The organism is Streptomyces sp. NPDC093064 (assembly GCF_044754605.1).
GTDB lineage: Bacteria > Actinomycetota > Actinomycetes > Streptomycetales > Streptomycetaceae > Streptomyces.
This window is the reverse complement of record NZ_JBIVPK010000120.1, coordinates 1-5281: the sequence shown is the minus strand read 5'-3', so window position 1 is coordinate 5281 and position 5281 is coordinate 1. Positions and strand designations below refer to the sequence as shown.

The following is a 5281-nucleotide window of genomic DNA, read 5'->3' as shown; positions in this document are numbered from 1 at the left end:
ACACCGGCGACTCGTCCAGGAGTTGGGAACCCATGCCCACCCACTGCGAGCCCTGACCGGGGAACACGAAGACCGTACGACCCTCGACGTCGGCGACCCCCCGGGCGACGACGCCCGAGGGCCCGTCGGCGGCGACGGCACGCAGCGCCTCCAGCGGGTCGGTGCCGGCAGGCGGCACGACCACGGCACGGTGCTCGAAGAGGGCGCGGGAGGTGGCGAGGGACAGACCGATGTCGATCGGACGGGCCGCCGGGACGGCGGTCACGAGGTGGGTGAGGAGGCGGTCGGCCTGCTCGCGCAGCGCGGCGGCACCACGGGCGGACAGGACCCACGGGACGACGCCGGCGGCGACGGGCACGGGCGCCGCGGCAGGCTGCTCGTCGTCGGCGGCGGGGGCGTCGGTCTCCTGCTCCAGGATGACGTGGGCGTTGGTGCCGCTGATGCCGAACGAGGACACGGCGGCCCGGCGCGGACGGCCCGTCTCCGGCCAGTCGGTGTTCTCGCCGAGCAGCCGCACGGTGCCCGGGCTCCAGTCGACGTGGCTGGACGGCTCGTCGGCGTGCAGGGTCTGCGGCATCACACCGTGGCGCAGCGCCATGACCATCTTGATGATGCTCGCGACACCGGCGGCGGACTGGGTGTGGCCGATGTTCGACTTCACCGAGCCCAGGAGCAGCGCGTCCTCGGCCGTACGGGTGCGGCCGTAGGTGGCGAACAGGGCCTGCGCCTCGATGGGGTCGCCCAGCGGGGTGCCGGTGCCGTGGGCCTCCAGGAGGTCGATCTCGCCAGGGGCGACCCGGGCGTTGGCGAGGGCCTGGCGGATGACGCGCTGTTGCGAGGGGCCGTTGGGGGCACTGAGGCCGTTGGAGGCGCCGTCCTGGTTGATGGCGGAGCCGCGGACGACGGCGAGCACCGGGTGGCCGTTGCGGCGGGCGTCGGAGAGCCGCTCGACGAGGACGATGCCGACGCCCTCGGCGAGGGTCATGCCGTCGGCGCCGTCGGAGAACGCCTTGCAGCGGCCGTCCTGGGCGAGGGCCCGCTGCCGGCTGAACGCCACGAACGCGTTGGGGGTGGTCATGACCGTGGCGCCGCCCGCGACCGCGAGGGTGCTCTCGCCGTTGCGCAGCGACTGGCAGGCCAGGTGCAGCGCGACCAGGGAGGACGAGCACGCGGTGTCGACGGTGACCGCCGGGCCCTCGAGACCGAAGACGTAGGCGAGGCGGCCGGAGAGCACGCTGGGGCTGGTGCCGGTGACCAGGTGGCCCTCGGTGCCGTCGCCGGCGCCCATTCCGTACTCCTGGTAGCTGGAGCCGATGAAGGTGCCGGTCAGGCTGCCGCGGAGGGTGGCAGGGGTGAGTCCGGCACGCTCGAAGGCCTCCCAGGTGGTCTCCAGCAGGAGCCGCTGCTGCGGGTCCATGACGAGCGCCTCGCGGGGCGAGATGCCGAAGAACATGGGGTCGAACTCGTCGGCCTCGTGCAGGAAGCCGCCCTGGGTGGAGTAGGTGGTGCCGGGGTGGTCGGGGTCGGGGTCGTAGAGCCCGGCGGTGTTCCAGCCGCGGTTGACCGGGAAGTCGGTGATCGCGTCGGTGCCGGAGAGCACCAGGTCCCACAGCTGCTCCGGGGAGCTGACGCCGCCCGGGTAGCGGCAGCTCATGCCGATGATGGCGATGGGCTCGTCGTCGGCGCCGCCGGTGGCGACGGGGCCCGCGACCTCCAGCACGGAGCCGGCGATCTCGGCCCGCAGGTACTGGGCAAGCTCCAGCGGGGTCGGGTAGTCGAACACCATGGTGCTCGGCAGACTGAGGCCGGTGGCGGCGCCGAGGTGCTTGCGCAGTTCGACGGCGGTCAGCGAGTCGAAGCCGATGTCACGGAAGGCACGGCTCTCCGGCACGGCGTCGGCGGAGGCGTGGCCGAGCACGGTCGCGGCCTCGGTGCGCACCAGCTCGGTGAGCAGGCGCAGTTGCTCCGGCTCGGGCAGCGAGCGGACCCGCTGGACGGTCTCGGACACGTCGCCGCTGTCGGCGGGGGTGTTCTCGGCGGCCAGGGCGCGGACCTCGGGCAGGTCGCCGATGAGCGCGCTGGGCCGGGCAGAGGTGAACAGCGGGGCGTAGCGGGTCCAGTCGACGTCCGCGACGGCGACGGCGACGTCCTGGCGGAGAACGGCGCGGCGCATCTCGGTGAGGGCGGGCGCGGGATCGAGCAGGCGCAGGCCCTGGCGGCGCAGGGTGCCGGAGACGGCGTCGTCGGCGGCCATGCCGGTGCCGCCCCAGGGACCCCAGGCGATGGAGGTCGCGGCGAGGCCGCGGGCGCGGCGGGCCAGGGCGAGGGCGTCGAGGTAGGCGTTGGCGGCGCCGTAGGCGCTCTGGTCGCCGCTGCCCCAGACACCGGCGATGGAGCCGAACAGGATGAAGAAGTCCAGTTCGCGGTCGCCGAGGAGGTCGTCGAGGTGGGCGGCGCCCGCCAGCTTCGCGGCGGTGAGGCCGGCGAACTCGGCGGGCGTCAGTGCGTCCAGCGGGCCGTAGTGGCCGAGGCCCGCGGTGTGGACGACACCGGTGAGCGGCTGGTCTGCGGGCAGGCCGTCGAGGACGGCGGCGAGGGCATCGCGGTCGGCGACGTCGCAGGCCACGAGGGAGACGCTCGCGCCCAGGTCGGTCAGCTCGGCGCGGAGTTCGGCGGCGCCGGGGGCGTCGGGGCCGCGGCGGCTGGTGAGGACGAGGTGGTCCGCGCCGGAGCGGGCCAGCCAGCGGGCGGTCTCGGCGCCGAGGCCGCCGGTGCCGCCGGTGATCAGGACGCTTCCGGAGGCGGTGAACCGGTCGGCGGACGGCAGCTCGTCGACGGTGTGGCGGACCAGGCGGCGGCCGTGCACGCCGGTGGCGCGCAGGGCGACCTGGTCCTCGCCGTCGGGGGCGTCCTTGACCGCGAGGACTTCGGCGAGGCGCTGTCCGGCGCGGCGGTCGAAGTCGGCCGGGAGGTCGACGAGGCCGCCCCACAGGCGGGGGTGCTCCAGGGCGACACCGCGGCCCATGCCCCAGGCGGTGGCCTGGGCGGGGCGGGTGACCGGGTCGGCGGGGCCCGTGGAGACGGCGCCGCGGGTGGCGGTCCACAGCCGGCCCCGGGCGCCGGTGTCGGCGAGGGCCTGGACGAGGGCGATGGTCAGGGCGAGGCCCTGGGTGAAGCCGGCGGGGCCGTCGGTGGGGCGCTCGTCGAGCGGCAGCACGGACAGCACGTGGGCGGTGGTGTCGACGTCCTCTGCGTCGGCGAGGCGGGCGCCGAGCACGGCCCGGTCGGCGCAGTCGGCGTCCAGGACGAGGCGGCGGACCCGGGCGCCGTGCGCGCCGAGCGCCTCGGCGAGGCCGTCCAGCAGTTCGGTCTCGTCGGCGGAGGTGGCGTCGGAGGCGACGAGCAGCCAGGTGCCGTCGAGGACGGGCGCGGCGGGCTTGCGCAGCCGGGTCCACTCGACGCGGTAGCGCAGCGTGTCGAGGAGCGCCTTCTCCTGGTTGCCGCGGCGCCACGAGGTGAGCGCGGGCAGCAGGGAGTCGAGCGGGGTGAGGCTGTCCTCGTCGAGGCCGAGGACGGCGGCGAGTTCGGCGGCGTCGCCGCGCTCGACGGCGGCCCACAGCTTCTGGTCGGCCGGGTCGCCGGCCGAGGAGGGCGCGGCGGAGGGCAGCTGCGGCCAGTAGTGGGCGTGCTGGAAGGCGTAGGTCGGCAGGTCGACGCGGCGGGCGCCGGTGCCGGCGAGGTACGCGGTCCAGTCGAGGTCGACGCCGTGGATCTGGAGGCGGGCCGCGGCGGTGGCGGCGGCGGTCTCCTCGGGGCGGCCGGCGCGCAGCAGCGGGACGAGCGCGGTGTTGTGATCGTGGCGATCGTGGCGATCGTCGCGGTCGTCGCGGTCGTCGCGGTCGTCGCCGAGGGTGTCCTCGGCCATGGCGGTCAGCAGTCCGTCGGGGCCGAGTTCGAGGAAGAGGGTGGCTCCGGCGTCGCGCAGGGTGCGGACGCAGTCGGCGAACCGGACGGCCTCGCGGACGTGGCGCACCCAGTAGTCGGCGGTGCGCACCTCGGCGTCGTCGGCTCTGCGGCCCGTCAGGTCGGAGACCAGCGGGATGCGGGGGGCGGCGTAGGACAGCGTCTCGGCGACCGTGCGGAACGCGTCGAGCATGGCGTCCATGTGCGGCGAGTGGAAGGCATGGCTCACCCTCAGACGCTTGGTGCGGCGCCCACGGCCGGAGAACTCGGCGGCCAGCTCCACGGCGGCGTCCTCGTCGCCGGAGACGACGACGGAGGTGGGGCCGTTGACGGCGGCGACGGACAGGCGGTCGCCGAGCAGCGGGGCGACCTCGTCCTCGGTGGCCTGGACGGCGATCATGGCGCCGCCGGACGGCAGCGCCTCCATGAGGGTGGCGCGGGCGGCGACCAGGCGGGCGGCGTCCTGAAGGGTGAACACCCCGGCGACGTGCGCGGCGGCGATCTCACCGATGGAGTGACCGGTGACGAAGTCGGCGCGGACGCCCCAGCTCTCGACGAGGCGGTAGAGGGCGACCTCGACGGCGAACAGCGCGGGCTGGGTGAAGCCGGTGCGGTCGAGCAGGGCGGCCTCGTCGGTGTCCTCGGCGGCGAACACGACCTCGCGCAGCGGCCGGTCGAGCAGCGGGTCGAGGGCGGCGCACACCTCGTCGAACGCGGCGGCGAACCGGGGCTGGGTCTCGTACAGTTCGCGGCCCATGGCGGCACGCTGGCTGCCCTGGCCGGAGAACATGACGGCGATCCGGGCACGGCCCGCGGCCTCGCCCTCGACGACGGCCGGGTCGGGGCGGCCGGCGGCGAGGGCGCTGAGGGAGGCGAGCAGTCCGTCGCGGTCCTGCGCGATCACTGCGGCACGGCGCTCGAAGCGGGAGCGGGTGGCGGCCAGGGAGTGGCCGAGGTCGGCGAGGGACGGCTCGGGGTGGTTCTGGAGGTGGGTGAGCAGGCGGGCGGCCTGGGCGCGCAGGGCGTCGCGGGTGCGGCCGGACAGCAGCAGCGGGACGGCTCCGGCGGTGCGCTCGGGGGCGGCCGGGGCGGGCGCGGGGAGGGCGGGCGCCTGTTCGAGGACGGTGTGGACGTTGGTGCCGCTGATGCCGAAGGAGGAGACGGCGGCGCGGCGCGGGCGGCCGGTCTCGGGCCACGCGGTCTGCTCGGTGAGCAGTTCGACGGCGCCCTCGGTCCAGTCGACGTGCGAGGACGGGGCATCGACGTGCAGGGTGCGCGGCAGCACACCCTGCCGCATCGCCATCACCATCTTGATGAC

The 5281-nt window shown here is 75.5% G+C and carries 1 protein-coding gene; it reads right to left on the bottom strand.

The window, feature by feature from the left end; translation table 11 throughout:
• The coding region (locus ACIQFZ_RS43065; RefSeq protein WP_402693962.1) for an SDR family NAD(P)-dependent oxidoreductase at positions 1-5281 on the bottom strand (5281 nt) is incomplete at both ends.